Origin of the sequence: Actinoallomurus bryophytorum (assembly GCF_006716425.1) — a bacterium.
Lineage (GTDB): Bacteria > Actinomycetota > Actinomycetes > Streptosporangiales > Streptosporangiaceae > Actinoallomurus > Actinoallomurus bryophytorum.
Genome location: NZ_VFOZ01000001.1, coordinates 3457146 through 3476557 on the forward strand (window position 1 = coordinate 3457146; position 19412 = coordinate 3476557).

25 protein-coding genes and 1 tRNA gene are annotated in these 19412 nt (G+C 65.6%); 9 read left to right on the top strand and 17 right to left on the bottom strand.

Features of this window, described 5'->3' with window-relative positions; all coding sequences use genetic code 11:
• Window positions 1–90 precede the first annotated feature (90 nt).
• Complete coding sequence (locus FB559_RS16155) at window positions 91–1281, top strand: ATP-binding protein (RefSeq protein ID WP_141956386.1); 1191 nt, start codon at window positions 91–93, stop codon at window positions 1279–1281.
• A 204-nt stretch (window positions 1282–1485) separates the two neighbouring features.
• On the opposite strand, the gene FB559_RS16160 is transcribed toward FB559_RS16155, so the two are convergent.
• From FB559_RS16160 to FB559_RS16170, 3 genes are all read right to left on the bottom strand, one after another.
• Entirely contained in the window at window positions 1486–1782 is a 297-nt protein-coding gene (locus FB559_RS16160) for a TFIIB-type zinc ribbon-containing protein (RefSeq protein ID WP_246121646.1), read from the bottom strand.
• Window positions 1783–1908: 126 nt separating this feature from the next.
• Complete coding sequence (locus tag FB559_RS16165) at window positions 1909–2715, bottom strand: MauE/DoxX family redox-associated membrane protein (protein WP_141956387.1); 807 nt, start codon at window positions 2713–2715, stop codon at window positions 1909–1911.
• Window positions 2712–3674, bottom strand: a complete 963-nt coding sequence (locus tag FB559_RS16170; protein WP_141956388.1) for a hypothetical protein — start codon at window positions 3672–3674, stop codon at window positions 2712–2714. Before FB559_RS16170 ends, FB559_RS16165 begins: the two co-directional genes overlap by 4 nt.
• 220 nt (window positions 3675–3894) lie before the next feature.
• Between FB559_RS16170 and FB559_RS16175 the strand changes: the two genes are divergently transcribed.
• Together FB559_RS16175 and FB559_RS16180 are read left to right on the top strand one after the other, a co-directional pair.
• On the top strand, window positions 3895–4434 hold the full coding sequence (locus FB559_RS16175) for a SigE family RNA polymerase sigma factor (RefSeq protein ID WP_246121647.1): 540 nt from the start codon (window positions 3895–3897) through the stop codon (window positions 4432–4434).
• A 65-nt stretch (window positions 4435–4499) separates the two neighbouring features.
• Window positions 4500–6131 carry a fatty acid--CoA ligase gene (locus FB559_RS16180; protein WP_246121649.1) on the top strand — a complete coding sequence of 544 codons (1632 nt, stop codon included), beginning with the start codon at window positions 4500–4502 and terminating at the stop codon, window positions 6129–6131.
• Here FB559_RS16180 and FB559_RS16185 read toward each other — a convergent pair.
• The gene (locus FB559_RS16185) at window positions 6128–6640 is read right to left on the bottom strand and encodes an SMI1/KNR4 family protein (protein WP_141956389.1); all 513 of its coding nucleotides are present in this window, start codon (window positions 6638–6640) and stop codon (window positions 6128–6130) included. The genes FB559_RS16180 and FB559_RS16185 overlap by 4 nt on opposite strands.
• A 205-nt stretch (window positions 6641–6845) precedes the next feature.
• Here FB559_RS16185 and FB559_RS16190 point away from each other — a divergent pair.
• Window positions 6846–6935: transfer RNA gene (locus tag FB559_RS16190), tRNA-Ser, on the top strand.
• 73 nt (window positions 6936–7008) lie between these two features.
• Here FB559_RS16190 and FB559_RS16195 read toward each other — a convergent pair.
• The 8 genes from FB559_RS16195 to FB559_RS16230 form a co-directional block, all read right to left on the bottom strand.
• Window positions 7009–8388, bottom strand: coding sequence for a tyrosine-type recombinase/integrase (locus FB559_RS16195; protein ID WP_221640044.1), 1380 nt, complete (start codon window positions 8386–8388; stop codon window positions 7009–7011).
• 5 nt (window positions 8389–8393) lie between these two features.
• Window positions 8394–8600: a helix-turn-helix domain-containing protein gene (locus FB559_RS16200; RefSeq protein WP_141956390.1), complete on the bottom strand. Its 207-nt coding sequence runs from the start codon at window positions 8598–8600 to the stop codon at window positions 8394–8396.
• Window positions 8601–8692: 92 nt separating this feature from the next.
• A complete protein-coding gene (locus tag FB559_RS16205; protein WP_221640045.1) occupies window positions 8693–10399 on the bottom strand; it encodes an FtsK/SpoIIIE domain-containing protein in 1707 nt (568 codons plus the stop codon).
• A 53-nt stretch (window positions 10400–10452) separates the two neighbouring features.
• Window positions 10453–10788 carry a hypothetical protein gene (locus tag FB559_RS16210; protein ID WP_141956392.1) on the bottom strand — a complete coding sequence of 112 codons (336 nt, stop codon included), beginning with the start codon at window positions 10786–10788 and terminating at the stop codon, window positions 10453–10455.
• Window positions 10785–10991: a hypothetical protein gene (locus tag FB559_RS16215; protein WP_141956393.1), complete on the bottom strand. Its 207-nt coding sequence runs from the start codon at window positions 10989–10991 to the stop codon at window positions 10785–10787. The genes FB559_RS16210 and FB559_RS16215 overlap by 4 nt, the downstream gene beginning before the upstream one ends.
• A complete protein-coding gene (locus tag FB559_RS16220) occupies window positions 10972–11646 on the bottom strand; it encodes a DUF2637 domain-containing protein (protein ID WP_221640046.1) in 675 nt (224 codons plus the stop codon). The genes FB559_RS16215 and FB559_RS16220 overlap by 20 nt, the downstream gene beginning before the upstream one ends.
• A 16-nt stretch (window positions 11647–11662) precedes the next feature.
• Complete coding sequence (locus tag FB559_RS16225) at window positions 11663–11857, bottom strand: hypothetical protein (protein ID WP_141956394.1); 195 nt, start codon at window positions 11855–11857, stop codon at window positions 11663–11665.
• 7 nt (window positions 11858–11864) lie between these two features.
• On the bottom strand, window positions 11865–12119 hold the full coding sequence (locus FB559_RS16230) for a hypothetical protein (RefSeq protein WP_141956395.1): 255 nt from the start codon (window positions 12117–12119) through the stop codon (window positions 11865–11867).
• Between the two features lie 465 nt (window positions 12120–12584).
• Here FB559_RS16230 and FB559_RS16235 point away from each other — a divergent pair, with 465 nt between their 5' ends.
• The 3 genes from FB559_RS16235 (at window position 12585) to FB559_RS16245 (ending at window position 14758) form a co-directional block, all read left to right on the top strand.
• On the top strand, window positions 12585–13328 hold the full coding sequence (locus tag FB559_RS16235) for a helix-turn-helix domain-containing protein (RefSeq protein WP_141956396.1): 744 nt from the start codon (window positions 12585–12587) through the stop codon (window positions 13326–13328).
• Between the two features lie 3 nt (window positions 13329–13331).
• A complete protein-coding gene (locus tag FB559_RS16240) occupies window positions 13332–13808 on the top strand; it encodes an NUDIX domain-containing protein (RefSeq protein ID WP_141956397.1) in 477 nt (158 codons plus the stop codon).
• Window positions 13809–13975: 167 nt separating this feature from the next.
• A complete protein-coding gene (locus tag FB559_RS16245) occupies window positions 13976–14758 on the top strand; it encodes a hypothetical protein (protein ID WP_141956398.1) in 783 nt (260 codons plus the stop codon).
• Between the two features lie 86 nt (window positions 14759–14844).
• On the opposite strand, the gene FB559_RS16250 is transcribed toward FB559_RS16245, so the two are convergent.
• Genes FB559_RS16250 through FB559_RS16270 form a run of 5 tightly spaced genes read right to left on the bottom strand, consistent with a single transcriptional unit; the run spans window position 14845 to window position 16931 of the window.
• A complete protein-coding gene (locus FB559_RS16250; RefSeq protein WP_141956399.1) occupies window positions 14845–15402 on the bottom strand; it encodes an HD domain-containing protein in 558 nt (185 codons plus the stop codon).
• A gap of 52 nt (window positions 15403–15454) precedes the next feature.
• A complete protein-coding gene (locus FB559_RS16255) occupies window positions 15455–15904 on the bottom strand; it encodes a GntR family transcriptional regulator (RefSeq protein WP_141956400.1) in 450 nt (149 codons plus the stop codon).
• 9 nt (window positions 15905–15913) lie between these two features.
• Window positions 15914–16156, bottom strand: a complete 243-nt coding sequence (locus FB559_RS16260) for a hypothetical protein (protein ID WP_141956401.1) — start codon at window positions 16154–16156, stop codon at window positions 15914–15916.
• Window positions 16135–16590 (bottom strand): helix-turn-helix domain-containing protein, encoded by a 456-nt coding sequence (locus FB559_RS16265; RefSeq protein ID WP_425455067.1) that lies wholly within the window; start codon window positions 16588–16590, stop codon window positions 16135–16137. Before FB559_RS16265 ends, FB559_RS16260 begins: the two co-directional genes overlap by 22 nt.
• On the bottom strand, window positions 16518–16931 hold the full coding sequence (locus FB559_RS16270) for an ATP-binding protein (protein WP_185792245.1): 414 nt from the start codon (window positions 16929–16931) through the stop codon (window positions 16518–16520). The genes FB559_RS16265 and FB559_RS16270 overlap by 73 nt, the downstream gene beginning before the upstream one ends.
• A gap of 191 nt (window positions 16932–17122) precedes the next feature.
• Between FB559_RS16270 and FB559_RS16275 the strand changes: the two genes are divergently transcribed.
• Window positions 17123–17863: a helix-turn-helix domain-containing protein gene (locus FB559_RS16275; RefSeq protein WP_141956404.1), complete on the top strand. Its 741-nt coding sequence runs from the start codon at window positions 17123–17125 to the stop codon at window positions 17861–17863.
• A 404-nt stretch (window positions 17864–18267) separates the two neighbouring features.
• Window positions 18268–19395: a nucleotide kinase domain-containing protein gene (locus FB559_RS16280; protein WP_221640047.1), complete on the top strand. Its 1128-nt coding sequence runs from the start codon at window positions 18268–18270 to the stop codon at window positions 19393–19395.
• Window positions 19396–19412 lie beyond the last annotated feature (17 nt).

The following is a 19412-nucleotide window of genomic DNA, read 5'->3' on the forward strand; positions in this document are numbered from 1 at the left end:
CGATGCCGGCAACGGCCGCGCGCGACACGCCGTAGCACTTTCTATGGAAATCTACGGCCGCAGCTATATCCCCTCATAAAGTCCGAGAGCGTGGACCCCGTACGCAATCCCTATGCCCCCGGTGCCGGCCAGCGGCCGCCCGAGCTCACCGGCCGCGACCGCGAGCTGCAACAGTTCGACGTCGTGCTCGAACGCGTCGCCCGCGGCCGGCCCGAGCGCAGCATGATCCTCACCGGACTGCGTGGGGTGGGCAAGACCGTGCTGCTCAACACGTTCCGGTCGATGGCGATCCAGAAACTCTGGGGCACCGGCAAGATCGAGGCGCGTCCGGACCAGTCGATCCGCCGCCCCGTCGCCGCCGCCCTGCACATGGCCGTGCGCGAGCTGGCGCCCCGGCACCGCGCGCCCGACCGCATCGAGGAGTTCCTCGGCGTGCTCAAGGCGTTCGCGCAGGCCGACACCGAGCCCGCCAAGGGCAAGGCCGCGCCGCGCCGGTGGAATCCCGGCATCGACGTGCCCGCCGCGAGGGGCCGGGCCGACTCCGGCGACCTGGAGATCGACCTCACCGAGCTGTTCGTCGACGCGGCCTCGGTCGCCACCGACCTGGGTGTCGGCGTCGCGCTCTACGTCGACGAGATGCAGGACATTCCGGCCGACGACGTCTCGGCGCTGTGTGCCGCCTGCCACGAGCTGTCCCAGAGCGGCGGTCCACTCATCGTGGTCGGCGCGGGCCTGCCCCACCTCCCCGCCGTGCTCTCGGCGAGCAAGTCCTACTCCGAGCGGCTCTTCCGCTACGCCCGCATCGACCGGCTCGACCGCGGCGCCGCCGACCTGGCGCTGCTCGCCCCGGCCGAGCGTGAGGGCGTGACCTTCACCAAGGACGCCCTCGACGCGCTGTACGAGGCCGCCGACGGCTACCCCTACTTCGTCCAGGCGTACGGCAAGGTCGCCTGGGACATCGCGCCCGAGACGCCGATCAGCGACGGCGACATCCTGGTCGCGGCTCCCGAGGCCGAAGGGGAGCTGGCCGTCGGATTCTTCGGCAGCCGGTACGAACGCGCCACCCCCGCCGAGCGCGACTACATGCGGGCGATGGCCTCTTTGGGCGACGAGCCCGTGCCGACCTCCAACGTCGCCGACGAGCTGGGCCGCAAGCCCTCCAGCCTCTCACCGGCCCGCGACGGCCTGATCAAGAAAGGTCTCATCTACAGCGCCGAGCGAGGGCTGGTGGCCTTCACCGTCCCGCACTTCGGGCATTTCCTCAGGTCACAGCCTGTCTGAGTGCGCTACAGCCCTATAACACATTCTTGTCCACAGCCTAGAAAGCCGTAGACATCGGCATCCTCAGGGTGCCCGTAGGTGAATATATGCACGTCTTGCATATTCTCTAGAGAGGAGTAGATAAGCCGATGCATGCTGTCCGGACGTACGAGGGGCCGTCCGGACTTCCTGCCGGACGGCCCCACGGGTGCGCTCGGGGACTGCTCAGTCGTCGAAGAGGTTCTCGAAGAAGCTCTCACGCTTCTTCTTCTTGCGCCGATGCTTGTCGTCGTACGGGCGCTGGTCGTATCGGTGATCGTCATCGTAGGCGCGTTGCTCGTAACGACGGTCGTCGTCATAGCGCGGCGCGACGGGGGGCGGCGGGCGGCCTGGCGCGGTGACCTGGCCGGACCACTGGGCTTCGGCAGTGATCAGGTGGTCCAGCTCGCCGCGGTCCAGGAAAATCCCGCGGCATTCTCCGCACTGATCGATCACGACCCCGCCCCGCTCGTACTGGCGCATCTGGCTCTGGCACTTCGGACACGTCATGGGGATCACGCTCTGTCAACGCGTGGCATGCGTATTCGAGTTCCTTATAAACCGCTATAGCGGATCCGCAAGAGACCGTTATACGAATGCAGACAAGGCTCAGGCGGGACTGTGCACCCGCCGCGGGCCCGAGTCGTCGTCCTGTTCGGCGCGACTGACCTCCCAGGCCAGAGCCGCCCGCACCTGCGAGCGCCTCCCGTCGACCGGCACCGCGAACACCACCTCGGCCGCCCGCCCGTCGACCCGCGCCGGGAACACCACGAACCGATGACACAGCTCCCGCCACACCTCGGTCGGCCGCGCCGAGGTCAGGCTGTCCTCGAACTCGCGCCACGCGTGACTCGCGTACATCCGCGTGTACGTCTCCTCGATCGGGACGTCGAGCAGCTCGCACGGCGTGGAGTTACGCGTCCGCTCGACGATCAGGATCAGCTCCGGAGAGAGCGCCAGCAGTATCGCGGTCTCGACGACGAGCACCAGCACGGCTCCGGCGCCGACCCGGCCGAGCACCTGCGCGCCGGTCCCCGGCGCGCCGGCCGAGACGAGGGCGAGGAAGGTCAGCAGCGCGGCCCGTGCGAGTCCCCGTCGGCCCGCCGGCGCCGAGCTGAGTCCGCCGAAGCAGCTACAGCCCTCGTCGGCGCCGCGTCGCTTGAGGTCGGCGATGACCCACGTGGCCGAGGCGAAGAACACCACGCTCGTTATCCGTACGATGCCCAGCTGTGTCACCAGCAGGGCGACGCCGATCGTGCCCTCGGCCAGCGCCAGGCCGTACACGAACGACGGGTGGCGATGCGGCCTGACCGGAGGCGCGGGCGCCTCGTCACGTACGGTCAGTTTCGCGAGGGAGGCCAGCAGCAGCACGGTGGCCTGGACCGGGATCTGCAGGTTCAGCAGCAGGTGGCTCATCGTTCCTCCACCCGCGCCGTGACGTTGAAGCACCCGTCCTCGAGATCGCCGCCGAGATCGACGAAGGCGGACCTGGTGAGTTCGAGGATCCTGCCGCGCGGCGACGTGCCGCACTGTGTGCACCGGTCACGGAATTGCGCGGCGACGCAGCCGCACTCGATCACCGGAACCCGCGTGGCCCGTCCGGTGCAGTCATTGCGGACATGGAGCTCGCTGGCGATCGAGAGCAGGGGGAGCGGTGACGCCGGGCCCGTACCGCACCCTCCCCCGTCGCCGTACGGGTCCAGCGCCGGGTACGCCGCGCCGTACTCGCCGCCGAACGCGCTGCCCGGACGGTCGTACCAGGTGGCGGTGCCGCGCAGGACACGTGGCACCGAGCGGGATCTCCGCGGGGGTGGCGGCTGGTCGGCGTGCGACGCCGGCTGGGGCGACTTGGTCGCGGGAGCGAGCCCCACGATCTGCCCGCCGCGGCGTACGCCGATGACGTCGATCAGCGAGCCCTCCTCCAGCCGCGGGTGACGGACCTGGATGGGGGCCATCGCCTCGGGCGGGATGACCAGCGTCGTACGCCCGCGGTGCCGTCCGCCGTCGACCTCGATCACGCGTCCGGAGCGGCTTGCGATCACCCCGGTGACGCGCGCGATGTCCACCCAGATCCGTTCGGCCGTCAGGCCCCCGGCGTCGGCCGCGCGGACGATGACGTTACGTCCGGGCTGAAGCGCCGCCGACCCGGCACGGCCCGAATGCCAGACGGACGCGCCGGCGGAGATCGGCACGCGTACCTCGGATCCGTCCGGTGTGACCAGGACGAGAAGATGCGGGCTGGCGTCGACCACCGTGCCCTCGACCCCGCGCAGTGGACGGGAGCCCGCGTCGTGCTGCTCGGCCGGCCGGTCGCCGAACACGGCCTCGCGGAGCCGGCGTCGGCGCAGGACCAGATCCCGGGTGGGCGAGGTCATGAGGGTCTCCGGAGGTCGGTGCTCCTACCCGTCCAGGCGAGTAAGACTGCATGTCAAGACTTACCCCGAGCCCTCCTTCTGTCGACTCCTTTGTCCAAATAAACCAATGAACTTGGCGGCGAATACATGACACTTATTCGCAATGCCGCGTACCGCGTTGACCGGAATATGAGATTCGACTTGATCCATAATTACGATCTTCGTGCGATCGTCGGGCCAGGTGGCAACCGAACTCCCCAGCCTTCCGGACGGTCATGTGGGCGCAGCATCGCAGGATGAGTTCCACGACTTCGTGGCCGCACGGCGGCCAACGCTGCTGCGTGCGGCCATGTTGCTGACCGCGGACCGCGGCGAAGCCGAGGACCTGCTCCAGTCCGCGCTGACGAAGACCTACCTCGCCTGGGGACGGATCAACGACCGTGGCGCGCTCGATGGTTATGTGCGCCGCACGATGGTGAACATCAACATCTCGTGGTGGCGACGCCGGCGCCTGGAGGAGTACCCCACCGACGAGCTGCCCGACACTCCGATCGCCGACCACACGCGTCGCAGCGAGCTGCGTGACGGCCTTGACCGCATCCTCGACAGGCTGCCCCCGCGCCAGCGCGCCGCCGTCGTGCTGCGCTACTACGAGGACCTCACCGAGACCGAGATCGCCGAGGCGCTCGGCGTGAGTGTGGGCACGGTCAAGAGCACCGTCTCCCGCGCGATGAGCAAGCTCCGCGACGAGGCGGCACACGAACTCGCCTCGCTTGAGTGATCGCGAAGTACTGACAACGGCGCACCCGCAGTACAGAATCCGATTCACATCCGTGGACTCGGAGCGTGGAGGCCGTCGTGTGGAGCACGATGCAGGACTATCCCCTGACCATTTCCTCGATCAGGCGCTACGGCACGGAGGTGTTCGGCGACAGCGAGGTCGCCACCTTCACCGGTGACGGGGTGAGACGCACCTCGTACGCCGAGCTGGGCCGCCGAGTCGCACGGCTCGCGAACGCACTGACCCGTCTGGGCGTCGACGCCGACCAGCGCGTGGCGACCTTCCAGTGGAACACCGCCGAGCACCTCGAGGCGTACCTCGCGATCCCGTCCATGGGCGCGGTCATGCACACGCTGAACATCCGGCTCGCCCCCGAGCAGCTCGTCTACATCGCCGAGCATGCCGAGGACGAGATCGTCATCGTCACCGACACACTCGTGCCGCTGCTGGCGTCGGTGCTGCCGAAGATGACGACCGTACGGCACGTCATCGTGATCGGCGATGCCGACCTGTCGCCGTTGGAACCGGCCGGCAAGACGCTGCACTCGTACGAGGAGCTGCTCGCCGCGGCGCCCGACACCTTCGACTGGCCGGAGCTGGACGAACGCCAGGCGGCGGCGATGTGCTACACGAGCGGGACCACGGGCAACCCCAAAGGTGTCGTCTACTCGCACCGCTCCGCGTACCTGCACTCGATGGCGGCGTGCACCGGAAACGCCTTCGCGCTGTCCGCCGCGGACCGGGTGCTGCCGGTGGTCCCGATGTTCCACGCCAACGCGTGGGGCCTGCCGTACGCCGCGCTGATGGCGGGCGCGTCACTCGTGATGCCCGACCGGTTCCTCCAGGCGGAGCCGCTCGTACGCCTCATCGAGGACGAGCGCCCGACCGTCTCCGGCGCCGTACCCACGATCTGGAACGACCTGCTGCGGTACGCCTCGTCGCACGACTCGGACCTGAGCTCGCTACGGCTCGTGCCGTGCGGCGGCTCGTCGGTACCGGAGTCGCTGATGCGCGCGTTCGACAAGCTCGGCGTGCACATCGTGCAGGCGTGGGGCATGACCGAGACGTCACCGCTGGCGTCCGTCGCCCACCCGCCGCCGGGCGCCGGCGACCCGTGGCCGTACCGCGTGACCCAGGGCCGCATCATCTCGGGCCTGGAGTTCCGCGTGGTCGGCGACGGCGACCGCGTCCTGGCCTCGGACGGCAACGCCGTCGGCGAGATCGAGATCCGTGGCGCCTGGATCACCGGCTCGTACTACAAGGACGAGGACGCCTCGAAGTTCAACGCCGGCTGGCTGCGAACCGGCGACGTCGGCATGATCTCCCCCGACGGCTACCTGACCCTGACCGACCGAGCGAAGGATGTCATCAAGTCCGGCGGCGAGTGGATCTCCTCAGTGGACCTGGAGAACCACCTCATGGCCCATCCGGACGTGATCGAGGCCGCGGTCGTGGGCGTCCCGGACCCACACTGGCAGGAACGCCCCTTGGCCTCGGTCGTCCTGCGCGAGGGCGCGGCGGTCTCAGCGGACGAGCTACGGTCGTTCCTCGCCGGGCGCGTGCCTCGATGGCAGCTGCCGGAGCGGTGGAGCTTCATCGCCGAGGTGCCCAAGACGTCGGTCGGCAAGTTCTCCAAGAAGACGCTGCGCCAGATGTACGCCGACGGCGGCCTGGAGGTCGTGGAGCTCGACGCCTAGACCTTGCCGTACAGGGGAGCGAGCCGAGCCCAGGCGTTGGTCTGCTCTTCGGCGTTGGCCCTGAGCCAGTCGGTGAATCGCGCGTAACGCCGCTCGGGAACCTCGCCCTCACTGCACGACCAGACCTCGGGATCGGCGCCCTCGCCCCTGAGAAAGTCGAACTGATATCCCTGGTGCATGAGGATGACCCGGTCGTCGTCCGCCAGCGACAGCCCCTGCTCGTCGAGCAACTCCTGCGCGATCCCCCGCACCCCGATGATCCGAGGGTGGAAGACGTCACTGCCCTGAAGAAACCGCCCGGCACCGTTGCCGGCACCGGCGAGGAAGCAACGATAGGCCTCCGCCAGCCTCACCGGCTGATCGTCCTCGACCTGCTGAATGGCCCGCTCATCCAGCCCGAGAAGCTCGTCGGGACTCGCGGTGATGCCGTCGGCGATGAGGGCGAGGCAGCTGTGAACCCGCTGCTCCGCGTCAAGCCCGGCCCAGCCGTGTATGGGTGACGCCCCCATCCACCTTGTCCGCTCCGAGAACGCCATGCCACCTCCGGTCTGGGTCACCTGTCAGGGTCTGTCATGATCGACGTGTAGGTGATGTCCAGGGTTCCGTATCTAGTACCCAACCCTGGCCAGAACCAACGATCGACCACAGAACCCCCAACCACTTTGCTCGCAGGGCTGGTTGGCCGGTACCCTGTGTGCGGCCTGAGGGCTACCAGGAGGCTTCGCCTAGTCCGGTCTATGGCGCCGCACTGCTAATGCGGTTTGGGCTTACCGTCCATCCGGGGTTCAAATCCCCGAGCCTCCGCACCACCTGCACCCTCTCCGGTGATCTGATCACTGGAGGGGGTGTTTTTGGTCTTGTGGTCTCATTCCTGGTCTCATTCGGTCCCCCAGAGGGCTGACCCGATGAGCGCGCTCGCGTCGCGGACCTGTGGAGAGGCGACGTGCGTGTACCGCTCGGTGGTGGTGACGCGTGCGTGGCCCAAGATCTCCTGAACGACGCGGATGTGGACGCCCTGCTCGATGAGGAGCGTGGCGGCGGTGTGCCTGGCGTCGTGGAGGCGGCCGTCTCGGACGCCGGCCTTCTTAAGGATGGTCTTCCACTCCCGCCAGTCTTCGGTGCGGCTGATCGGTCGGCCGTTCTCCTGGCAGAAGACCAGGTCGTGATCCTCCCAGTCGTCGCCTGCCATGGCCCGTTCGAGGAGTTGTTCCTCCTGGCGTGCTCTGAGTAGCGGTAGGAGTTCTTGGGGGCACTGGAGGGTGAGCTTTGACTTGCCCTTGCGTTGTCGGAAGACGGCGCCTCCTTGCCATCTCTTCGGGCAGTACCGGGCGTGCTCTGCGCAGCCCGCGCCACAGGTCTGGCGGGGGCAGCGGTGGTTGCGGGTCTTGCAGTCGGGTGGGCAGTTCGGCTTGTGTGCGTGCTCCTTGCAGTTCTTCGGGCAGGGTGCGCGGTGCCACTTCTTGCCGCAGGTGTGTGGGTTCTCGCATCCGTGTTGCCAGTTCGCGCGTTGGATCTGGAACCACGCTCTGATGACGCCGGTTTCGAGGTCGACGTAGGACCAACGCAGCCCCAGCGCCTCGCCCTGGCGGATGCCGAGGGCGAGAGCGACGGACCAGCGTGCGGCGTTGCGGCGTCCTTTCGCGGCGTCGAGGATCAGGCGGGCTTCTTCCCGTGTGAAGGGCTCGATCTCGTGGTCTTCCGCGGTTGGCGCGTCGATCAGCCGCGCGACGTTGCGGCCGACCTTGTCCCTCCTGATCGCGATCGTGAGAGCGCGGGACAGGATGCGATGGACCTTGAGGACGGTGCTCGATGACCGGCCGGCGTCATACATCTGCTGATACGTCGCGTCCAGGTGTTCGGGAAGCAGGCGGTCCAGCCGATGTTTGCCGAGAAGCGGGACGACCCACTTTCGCGACTTGCTCCGGTAGTCGTCCAGCGTGCGCGGCGCCATCTTTCCGGAAGCCACGAGACGTTCGCAGATGGTGTTGAGGTAGGTGTCCATCCACTGTTCGACGGTCGGCGAGCGGCCGGCCTTGGTCAGCTTCCCTGCGTCGCGTTGCGCTTCGAGCTTGCGAACCTTGTCAGTCACGCCGGCCTGTGTCTTGGCGCTGACATGACGTCGGTCGGGACTTCCGTCGTTCTTGATGCCCATGGTGACGCGGCCGTGCCAGCGGCCGTCGCCACCGAGGTAGATGGAGGAGCGGCCGTCCGGGGTCCGCGTGTCTTTCGTGCGGCCCTTGCTGGTCTTTCCGGGCAAGTTGATCACCTCTCTTCTTCGATTCGGAGACGTTCGATGTAGTCGTGCAGCGCCGCGGAGGGGATCTTGCGGCTCCTGCCGATGTGGATGGACTCGATCTCGTGCGCGGTGAGGAGTTCATAGAGCTTCGTTCTGCTGATGCGGAGGAGCGCGGCGGCTTCGGGGAGCGTGTAGAGGAGCGGTGCGTCGTGGGCTGTGGTCGTAGCGTTCACCTCCTCTTTCGTGTTGTTCGTCCGCGCGGACGTCCGGATGTTGTGTGGCTCTACGCGCGCAGGCGCGCGCGAGGACGCGGACGTTCGGGGGTTCACGGACGAGTTGCGGCACGCCAGCGTCCGCGGCTGACTTGCCGGACGCGGTTGGCGTCTGCGTGTTGCTGGAGTCGGCTGTAGATCCAGGTGCGACCCATGCCGGTGATCTTCATGAGCTGGGAGACAGAGAGTCCGTCGTCGGGGGCTTCGAGGAGGCCTGTCCAGAGGGCTTGTTCGGGGTCGGTGTCGATGAGTTCGGCGTCGATCACCTCTTCTTCCTCGGTGGTGTGGTCGATGGCGTCGGAAGACAGGGCGTCGAGCTGCGGGCGTCGGCCGTGATGGGCACGGGCGATGGCACGTACGCGTTCGTCGGTGAGCAGGTAGGCGCGGGCGCGCCTTGGGACGTCATGGCCTGGGGCGGAGACGAGGAACTTGCCGGGAGCGTTGAGGGTGTGGGCGTGCCAGCCGGCGGAGTGGGCGCCCTGGCCGAGGATGAGATCGGTGTCCCGTCGTTCGCGGACGCGAAGGCATACGCGGATGTCCATCTGGGAGCGGACAGCGCCCTTGCCCATGGCGGCCTGGGTTGGGCGCTGGGTGGCGGCCAGGAGGGTAACGGCGACGGCGCGGCCTCGCCGGGCGATGGAGTCGGCGTGGTTGGTGGCGTCGGGGGAATCGTCAGCGAGTTCGGCGTACTCGTCGACGACGATGATCAGCGCCGGTTCCTGTGGGCTCGGCGTCCACAGGCGGGAGCCCCGGCGCGTCATCTCGGTGGCCCGGGTATCGAGGACGGCAACGGCGTCGGCGAGGAGCTGGCCGGCTTCGCGAGGGTTGGTGGCGATCCGGTCGAGGCATGACGCCCAGGGCTGGAGTTCCATCCCGCCCTTGAGGTCGATGCCCCATAGGACGACGTCGGGGCATGCGGTGAGGGCTGCGAGGATGACGTTGAGGATGCCGCTCTTGCCCGATCCGGCGATGCCGGCGACGAGGGCGTGCCGGTGCAGGAGCGTGACGCGTACAGGTGTGGCGTCCTCGAAGACGCCGAGGTCGACCGGATCGGCGACGGTTTCGCCGGTAGGCGGTGGCCAGGGGATCGGGCGAGCGTGCGGGTCCTTTTCCAGGATGTGAATGAGGCAGTGATCAGCGCGGGCAGGATCGGGCTCCACCCGTACGGATCCGGGACGGACGCTGAGAGCCGACTCGATGGCGGGGAGTTTGCCGATGACGTCGGTGACGGTCTGGCCGCGTTTGAGGGCGAGACGGGCGCGCCATCCCCACAGGTCGACCACGGCGGACATGACACGTGATCCGGTGAGGCCGATGGTGTCGGCGAGATCGGGCCAGGCCTGGATGGTCCGCTCGATTCGGACGCGGGCGCGGCGTCGGCGGTGCCACCACCACGGCGCTCCCCCGGCCAGCGTCCCGAGGAGGAGCAGACCCGGCAGCGGCGGCGCGGTAGGCCCGTGCGCGATTCCGGCGGCGAGCCAGACTCCCCCGGCAGCCGTCACGGCGGCCCCGTAGACGCGTTCGATGGTGCGGTCGAGCCAGCGTTTCCCGCCCGCGATCAGGGCGGCGAGGATCATGGCTGCTGCGATGGCAACGGGCCAACTGCCGGAGTGATGCGGGTGGAGGACTACGGCGGTCGCGGTCAGGAGCATGGCAGTGGTGAACGGGGCGAGTTCGGACCGGTAGCGGTACAGCCATTTACCGAGTACGGCGATGGTCTCGCCGACATGGCGGTCGTCGGTGACGACGTACAGAGGCATCGGTTCCTGGCGGCCCCAGCGGCGGCGGGGACGGCGAGTCGGGTAGCGCTGTCTCATCGGCCACCGTCCACGGGACGGGATCCGGGCGCGTACCGGTGCGGGAGCTGACCGTTGGCGTCGACTTCGTCCCGCAGGTAGCCAAGCGGGTCGTTCTCGCCGTCCTGGTCGGCGGCGAGGGTGGCCCGTGCGGCGGCGAGCAGGTTGGCGTACTGGCCGCGGGCGAGGGCGAGCAGAGTACGGAGCCGGTCGATCTCCGTGATGAGTACGGGGACGTCGGCGATGGCTGTCCACAGGGCTGTGGATACGCGCCGGGCGTGGGCGTCACGGAGGTGAGTACGGACGGCGTCGAGGTCGAGGGTCGGGCGTGGGGCGTGCTGGGGTCGTGTCATGAGGGTGTGGGCGCCTCCCTTCGGTCGGGGATGTCGTCGGCCGGCGTGGCGGGTGTCAGTCCGAACGAGGTCAGGAGCTGCTCGGCGGCGGGTACGGCGTCATGGATCTGCGTGCCGCTGAAGCGGGTCTTGACGTTCTGGCGTGCGAGTTCGCGCATGACGAGGTTGATCACGGCGAAGGGGTCATACGTCGGCTTGCTCATGGGTGGTGCCTTCCTGTGTGAGCTGCTGGCGGAGCTGGGTGGCGCGGGCGTTGCTGACGCGCAGCGTCGTACGCAGCGCGTCGCGGGTGATCGGGCGTCCGCCGTTGGCCTCGCGGTGGCGGGCATCGGCGGTACGGGCCGCGGCGATCAGTTCGTCGGCGGACCGGTGTCGGGGACGGTGCTTGCGGTGAGTACGGCGTGGAGGCTCGTCGTTCGCGGCCTCGGCGATGTCCGGGGTTCCGGCCTCGGTTCGTCCTCGCAGGGCGTGCAGGTGGGCGGTGAGTCCGAGGACGGCGGCGGGGACGGCACCGACGAGGACGACGATCGGCCAGGACACTAAGAGCAGCCCGGTACGGGCGGCGTGGAAGGTCGCGTTACCCGCGATGCTGGCCGCGATGGCGCCGATGGCGTTGGCGCGGGCGAACCGGCGCGCGGCGGTCGACTGTGTGGAGGCGGCCAGCCACACGCGTGCCGATGTCATCGCGTACGCGTCGAGGGTGACGGGGAGCAGCCAGGCGAGCCGGGGAGGCCAGCCGGCGATGTGGGCACGTCCTTGCAGTCCGGAGAAGCTCGCCACCGCGGCCGATGCGGCGGCGATCGTCATTCCAGCGGTTACCCACAGGTCGCGCTCGGCGTTGGCATGGGTTGCGTTCATAAGTTGGGATCTCCTTTCAGAGGTTGAGGCCGGACAGGAAGTGGGCCATGGAACGGACGCCGTCTCGGATCTGCGGCGCGAGCGAGGTCGAGGCGAGGTAGAAGCCGAAGAGCGTGCAGGCGATCGCGTGCCATGCGCGTAGGCCGGCGTAGCGGTACAGCAGGTAGACCAGCGCGCCGAGCACCATCACGAGCGAGATGGATAGGACCAAGTCGAGATCACCTCCTTGGGGAAAGCGACGTCAGCGCTTCCGGAGAGTCGTCGGCCGAACGGGGAGCAACGGGCAGCGTTCGGTCGGTCGGGGACTTGCGGACGTGCAGGCCCAGCACGCTGCGGGCGAAGCCAGCGAGCGGCGTGGGGGGCTTGGTTTCCAGCGCGCTCCATGGCGCCTCGCGCTGAGTGCCGGCGATGACGAGGCCGACGAGGACGAGCGCGAAGACGGCCAGGCCAAGCCCGACAATGACGACGGTCATGACTCGCTCACCGCCGCGCTCTTGTGCTGGCGGACGCGGTGGGGACGGATGACGTGCCGGGATCGCCTGTTCCGTCGCCACCAGGCGGCGCGCGCTTGGCATTTGCGGCAGAGGCTGTACCGGCGCTGTGCTCGGGCGCCGCAGGGGCAGTGCCAGGGCCAGTCGTCCAGGGGGATGGGGTGAAGGTGCATCAGCGACTCCTCTCAGAGCCCGATGCCGTGTCCGGGAGAGCGGCCCCCGCATCTCGTAAACACGTACAAACATGTTCACTAGTTCAGCGCTACGGGATAGCGCTGTCAAGGCGTGGGGGTTCTACCGGGACGCGGTTCGGGGGTTATCGGGTTTTCCGTACGCCATCGAGGATGCGCCGATCACACGAGACGAGCACCTGCGTAGCTGGACGTGTTCATGACGTCCTCACTACTGTGTTGACGTCCCGAGACGTCCTGCGATCCGGTCAGGTAAATGGCGAACGAACGGCTAAGAGCGGCCCTGCTTGAACGGGGCATGACCACGGGCGCACTCGCCACAGCGATCGACGTGGACGAGAAGACCGTCGAACGCTGGATCACCAAGGGACGCACGCCCTACCGCCGGCACCGCTACGCAGTGGCTTCACACCTGAAACTGGACGAAGGCTACCTCTGGCCCGAAGCACTCTCCGGCGAACAGATCACCGCAGCCTCAGAAAGCGAGATCGTCTCCGTCTACCCACACCGCTGGTCTGTTCCCAGGGACCTCTCGGGACGTCTCTTCGAGGCGGCCGAGGAGGAGATCGGCATCCTCGTCTACAGCGGACTGTTCATCGCCGAAGACTCGGGCCTTCAAAAGCTCTTCGCCGACAAGGCGCGAGCAGGGGTGCGGGTGCGCTTCCTGCTCGGCGACCCCGACAGCCCGCACGTTGCCCAGCGAGGCGCCGACGAAGGCATCGATGACGCGATGGCGGCCAAAATCCGAGGCGTCATCCGTCTGTATCGGCCACTGGCCAGCGTGGAGGGTGTCGAGTTCCGGCTGCACGACACCGTGCTGTACAACTCGATCTATCGGGCCGACGAGCAGTTCCTCGTCAACATGCACGTGTACGGCGTCGCCGCCTCCAACGCGCCCTTCCTGCACCTGCGCAGAGTCGCCGGCGGCGACATGGTCAACACCTACGAAACAAGCTTCGAACGCGTCTGGGAAGGCGCCAGACCACTACCGGGGGACTGAGACATGGGCCGCAGGATCGACTACTACGACGACCCCAACGCCCCCGCAGCCAATAGCCTCGTCCCATCCGTCAACGTCGTCGTCACCAACGACGCGGGCGGGATCCTGCTCATCCGCCGGACCGACAACGACAACTGGTCACTACCCGGCGGCGCCATGGACCTCGGAGAATCCCTCTCCCAAGCGGGCATCCGCGAGACCAAGGAAGAGACCGGCATCGACTGCGAGATCACCGGCCTTGTCGGCATCTACACCGACCCCAAACACGTGCTGCACTACACGAGCAACGACGAAGTCCGCCAAGAGTTCACCGTCGTTCTCACCGGTCGTCCGGTCGGCGGGCGGCCGACACCGAGCGATGAGTCGAGCGAAGTTCGTTGGGTTGGTCACCATGAGCTGTCGGCCTACACGATGCATCGTTCAATGCGGCATCGGCTGGAACGACACCTTTCGTCCGAGGTAATCCCCGAAATCAGCTAAACGGACCTTGTCGCGCAGGGTGCAAAGCTCCATCAAAGCGGCTTCGCCCATGTTGATCCTATTCGGCGGAGCGGAAGCCATAGCAAGGACCATGTCTTCAGGCGGAACAGGGTTTAGCTCAACAACGTCTAAGGGGAATGAATCGTTGGCCTAGCAGGCATCTTCTGGTGATCGCCGGCAGCGTGGCTTTCCTTCTCGCCACCGGCTGGTCGATCATCGGTCTAGTGATCTACGGCGGCGAGATGGTGCCAAACCTGATCGCAGAGCTAGCGGGCGTATCGCTAGAGGTAGCTATCGTAGCGCTGATCGTGGAGCGCTTGATGGCCCGACACCAACGCTGGCAATGGGATTTCGCCTACCGTGCGCTCGCCAAGAGAGCCAGCGAGGTATTTGTAGATGTCGTGAGACTTGTATTTGTTCATAGCAGTAATGAAGCGCTGCATGCCAACCTTCCGCGCTATGGATACTTCGTCCAACTCGCGCAGCAGCATCTAGACGAGCTACGTAGCCACATTGAAGGATCGGCAACTGCTCTCGATTCGAGTACTCACGAAGAATATCGCCGCATGGAGCGTCGATTCTCATGGTGTATTAGGCAACTGCTGGAAGCGTCGACAGATTCCAACGCTCGTGTCGACCTTTATCCGCTGTTGAGTAAAATCGCGACTTCCGTCTTCGAATTGCTCACTCAGGTCGACGGTGATCATCGACGAATTCTTTCGGTTGCGGAGTCGTGTGTGGCGACAGCGTCGTCATCGCAGCTTGCGCATGTCGAGCAAGGTGGAATCTTTACAAATAGACTGGCTGCCCAATCATTGCTTTTGGAAGAATTGGGCTCGGAGTACGGGCAAATATCATCCATTGCCCAAGATGTCGATTGTGACTACTCGATTCCCTACTTTATGATCGACTACCTACTGCTCGCGCGGGAAGAGGGCGTGTTGGGCTAGCGTGGTCAGTGAGCCATCGGGGCGACGGGCTGGTCTATATCCCGCTAGGAACGCCCTGCGAAGGTCTGTGAACACGGGATCTCATATCAACTGAACGGTATCGTGCGCTTGATACGTTCGATGGCTCTTATTGACCTCACGATACGTGGTGAGGAGCGACTGATCGATCGAGTAACCAGGTGCCCTTCCCCATATCGGGACTGGATTTCGGCGAGGCGGCTCTCGACTGCGATCGGCTGGCCAGCAGGTGTCGTGGTCATGTCGGAGTAGGTCAACGCATCCGAAAGAAGCTGGTTCGCGGGCTCGAATTCACACACGAGCTCGTGGAGCAGACCACGCTCCTCGGCCTCGTTGGCCGCGCAGGAGTGGTGGGCGACGAGACCGCACAGATGTTCGCCGGCACGCTCAACGCCGCGCAGGTATCGGGCGCCGTCGAGGGGATGGAAGCCTGTGACCACGAGACTGGGTGAGTAACCAATGTCGTGCAGCCAAGCGGCAGCTTCGAGGAGGTCCGCATCCTTGCCGAGGACGGGGGCAAGACCCTGCGCCCGTCGGGCGACGCCCTGCGTGTGGGACCAGCGGCGCGGCAAGGGTTCTTCCAGCAGGTTGCGGGCGATCTCAGCGGCCCAGGATGCTTGGCTCATGCTTCGACGTTAGGCGGATGTGGAGGGACGTCCACGGACGTTGACGGTCCATCTACGGACGTCTCGATACGTAGCGTCCCTTGCCGTGCCGGGTCTCGATGAGGCCAGCGGCCTCGATCGCGGCGAGCGCCTGGCGGGCGGTCCCGCGCGCGACCTGGTAGCGCTCGACGAGGACGGCTTCGCTGGGTAGCGCATCACCGGGAGCGAGTTCGCCGCGCTCGATCTGGTTGCGTAGGTCGGCGGCGATCCGGTCGTACTCGTACCGTGTAGGTGCCTCACCACGTACGACACGGCCCTTGCCGGGAAGCGTCTCGATCAACCCTTCCTCCTCCAGCGCGGAGAGGGCGCGGCGGACGGTGTTGCGGACGACGGCGAACTCTCTGCATAGGACCGCCTCAGACGGGAGCGGAGAGCCGGCCTCAAGATCTCCGCTGGCGATGCGTCGCCGCAGCGCCTCGGCGATCTGTACGTACGCGCCCCATTCGGTCTGTCGTGGGCTCACCGCGTCCTCTCACAGCTCCTGTGCTCCTGACTCCGATCCTGCATCCCTACCAGGGAGAGTGGACTCACCGCTGCGGTTGGCGAGGAAGAACTGGGCAGGGCCGGGATATCGGTTGATCAGGATCTTCAGCTGTTGCACCTCGACCACCTGTGTGGCGCCCGTGAAGTGCATGCAGTCGAGCATCGCGTAGAACTCCGCCAGGGAGCGTTGCAGGCGCTCTTCCAGCGGGCTCACTCCACGTCTCCCAGCCACTCTCCTTCGGTTCGTGAGCCGCCCCGAGGTCTCAGGGCCGTGTGTTTCAGAAGGATCCTGCGCATGACGCCGTAGCTGTATCCGAACTTTTCAGCGACTTGGCGGACATCCCACCCTTGCTGGTAGAGCCGCGTCGCATCCTCTTCTAACTGCTCCTGTTCTGGATCTGGTTCCTTGAACAGCGCCCGGACATCTGTCAGGCGGTAGCGCCGATGACCTCCCAAGGTGGGAACGGACGGTAGTACCCCGGACCGTGCCCACCTCGCGACCGTTGCGGTCCTGACACCGAAAATCGCCGCTACCTCGCTTGGCCTCAACAGTCCCTCGCCGAGACGATCCGAATCCGGCCTCTGCCCAGCGCTCACCCGGCGTCCTCGATCAGACACTCGCACCAGACGATCTTTCCGCCGGTCTCCAGCACTACAGATCCCCACCCCTTCGATAGCGATTCGACTAGCGCCAGCCCGCGGCCACCTTCGTCTGCCTTCGCCGCCGTCCGCTTGAGAGGAGGCGTGCTGCTTACGTCCCACACTTCGATCAACAACGTCTCCACTCGTCTGGAGACACACAGGTAGATCGGGTTCACCTTGCCGATCAGGCAGCTGTAGTCCGGATCCTCGTCGGTGATGCCTGTCTTGGTGACCGCGTTGGTCACCAGCTCGCTGACAAGGAGCTCGACCGTGTCAGCCATCGCTTCCAACCGCCACGTGCCGAGCAGCCAACGCGTATACGAGCGCGCCTGACCGACCGTGCGCGGCAACGCCGGCATCAACATGCAGTTCGACCGTGGGGGTTGGGTCATCGTCCGCCTCGCAACCTGCGACTCCTGGCAGTGGCGGCCTGAACGATCCGCCACATGTCCAAACAGGCTCGCGTGTTAATCGGGACCTCTCACGGGCAGCCAAGGGACGTCTAGGGACGTCTTGTGTTAGCGTCGGTCACACCCGCGCGGCTTGGAGGATCGCGGTGAATGAGATCTTGAGGCGTGCGTTCGCTGAGGCGGGCGTCACAGAACAGGATGTAGCCACACACCTCGGCGTGGACACGAAGACTGTCCAGCGCTGGCTGGAGGGTCGGCGACCGTACCCTCGACACCGGAATGGGTTGGCGAATCTCCTGGGCATCGATCAGACAAGAATCTGGCGTGCTGAAGCGCGGGTCCTGCGGGTTTCGCATCCTGGCGAGGCCGAACTCGAAGCGTCCTACGCCCACCGCTGGGCTGTGCCCCGTGGCGTGTGGGATTGGCTCTTCAGCCAGGCTGAGGAGGAGATCGGAGTCCTCGTCTACTCCGGGCTATTCCTTGCCGAGGATGTTGGGCTCCTCCGCCTTCTCGGGGAGAAGGCGCGTGCTGGAGTGTGCGTACGAATTTTGCTTGGCGATCCCGACAGTCCTGACGTCGCCAAACGCGGCGTGGATGAGGGCGTGGATGACGCCATGGCAGCAAGAGTCCGAAACGCTCTCGTCCTCTACCAAGTACTTCGCGGGGTTGAGGGTGTAGAGATACGTCTACACGAGTCCATCCTCTACGCCTCGCTATACAGGGGCGACGACGACCTCCTCGTCAACCCGCACGTGTACGGCATTGCTGCTTCACACGCACCTGTCCTTCACGTGCGGCATGTCACGGATGGAGACATGGCCAGCACATACCTCGCTAGTTTTGAACGAGTATGGTCGTCGGCCAAGCCCGTCAAGCGATCGACCTGAAACAACCTCCGGTCGTTCAACCTGCACTCTCCTCCGCCTCCTGAGCAACCACCAGGCAAGCTGAAACGGTCGCCGTCCAGAGCGCATTTTGATGCACTTGGTAATGCAAGGTGCTCCTTGGCCCACCTGTGCGTGGCAGCGGTGTGAGCAAGCCGGCGGAGACAAGTCGCCGCATGACGGGACGGACGAGGCTGTCGCTCAGGGTTGTTTCCGATGCGATCATCCTGGTGGTCACAAACGCCGTCCCGGTGGGTGAGCGCCGGTTGATGGCCGTCACAACGTCGACGACGAAGCTGTTCCCGAAGAGGGCGTAGGACCTCTTCCGCTGTGTCTCCTGCTCCATCGGGCGCACACGTGTATTGTGACGCGTATAGCGAAACGCGTCACGCGATACGGAGACCGAGATGACGATGCCGGTTGCCTCGGACCTAGAGAACGCATGCCAGCTTCCGCTGCTTGACGACGCTGCACTCGGACAGCGGAGGGAGGCGCGAGCTATCCCCATAGACGTCGTGATCGCAGGGCGGCGGCTGCACCCGACACAGGTGTTTGACACCTACTGGCGGTTTGCTGCAGCTCGCCAAGCTCTTTACGAGGCGCGTCTACGAGGTGCGCCGCCGCCGTGGACGGATGACTCGATCTTGCGGCGCCACAGGTTCACCAACTGTTATCGGGCGTCCGATCGGGTGAGTCAGTATCTGATCGGCCAAGTGTCGTACGCGGGATCGCAGGACCCTGAAGAGGTCGTTTTCCGGACACTGCTATTCAAGGTGTTCAACCGTATATCGACCTGGGAATATCTAACAGCGGAGCTTGGTGAGATATCCTGGAAGGGATACAGCTTTGCGCTCTATAATCGCGCCCTAAGTAACGCGTTCTCCCGAGGTGAGAAACTCTATTCCGCCGCTTACGTCATTCCGCCGCCTGCCCTCGGCGAGGATCGAAAGCATAGCAATCATCTCCGCCTGCTGGAGTTGATGATGACTACGGGGATCGCCCGCAAAGTTCTCTGTGCTGGCTCTCTGTGCGGTGCCTTCGAGGTGCTACGGTCATATCCAGCTATTGGTGATTTTCTTGCCTATCAATATACTATCGACCTAAATTATTCAGCGATCTTTGACTGCAGTGAGATGGAATTTGTCGTTCCTGGACCCGGAGCGCGAGACGGGATCCGAAAGTGTTTTGGTGCTGCCGCAAATGGCATCGAGGCGGAAATAATTCGATACATGGCAGATTATCAAGAAGAACACTTCGAGCGCCTCGGCTTGCGCTTCGAAGGTCTTCGTGGGCGTAGACTACAGCTCATCGACTGTCAGAACCTCTTCTGTGAAGTCGATAAGTATGCACGGGTCGCACATCCGGACGTGCAGGGGCTTAGCGGCAGAACACGGATAAAGCAACTTTTCAGGCCGGTCGTCGATCCAGTGCCGGCCTGGTTCCCTCCGAAGTGGGGGATAAACGACACAGAGCAGAACAGCATATGTCACGTGAAAGCATCAGGCCCTGACCAAAGAACAGGAGGGCGTGACTAGTGAGCTCTAACGATCTC